General features: G+C 61.9%; 1 protein-coding gene. It reads left to right on the forward strand.

Going from position 1 to position 876, the window contains the following annotated elements:
* Positions 1–20 precede the first annotated feature (20 nt).
* The coding region (gene tnpC / locus VSR82_RS39860; RefSeq protein ID WP_498858912.1) for an IS66 family transposase at positions 21–876 on the forward strand (856 nt) is incomplete at its 3' end.

Here is an 876-nt window from a genome sequence, read left to right on the forward strand (position 1 = left end):
GTTCTGGCAGACTCGTCTGCATGAACCTGCCCGCCGATCTTAACGCCCTCAGCCCGGAACAATTACGCGCGCTTGCCGCGCAGCTGATTGCCCAGGTCGAGGACAGGGAGCGGGAGATTCTCGAGAAGACCAGGCAGGTCGACGAGACGCAACGGGAGCTGCAGTACCGACAAACCCGTATCGACCAGCTGACCCAGGAGATCTCGATTCTCAGGCGCCAGCAGTTCGGCCGGCGCAGCGAACAGCTCAGCAGCGATCAGATGAACCTGCTGGATGAGGCGATTGACGCGGATCTCGCCGCTATCGAACTGGAACTCGAGCAGCTTCAGCCGGCAACGCCAGTCGACGAGCCACGTCAACAGTCCAAACGCGCATCGCTGCCTGCACAGTTGCCGCGTACAGAAATACATCACGAGCCTGACGGCACCGTATGCCAGTGCGGCTGCGAGCGTGTGCGCATCGGCGAGGACATCAGCGAGAAACTGGATTACACGCCGGGTGTGTTCACGGTAGAGCGGCATATCCGTGGCAAGTGGGTGTGCAGGAACTGCGAAACGCTGATCCAGGCGCCGGTGCCCGCACACGTCATCGACAAGGGCATCCCGACCACGGGACTGTTGGCTTCGGTGCTGGTTGCCAAGTACGCTGACCACCTTCCCCTGTATCGTCAGGAGCAGATCTTTGCGCGAGCGGGCGTCGCGATACCGCGCTCGACATTGGGCGCATGGGTCGGTACGTGCGGCGTGCAACTACAACCGCTGGTCGACGCGCTGCATCAGGAAATCCTGCAGCAGGGTGTGCTGCATGCGGATGAGACGCCGGTACAGATGCTCGGTCCCGGCAAAGGCAAGACACATCGCGCGTATCTGTGGGCGT

Source organism: Burkholderia sp. JPY481, assembly GCF_038900515.1.
Classification (GTDB): domain Bacteria; phylum Pseudomonadota; class Gammaproteobacteria; order Burkholderiales; family Burkholderiaceae; genus Paraburkholderia; species Paraburkholderia youngii.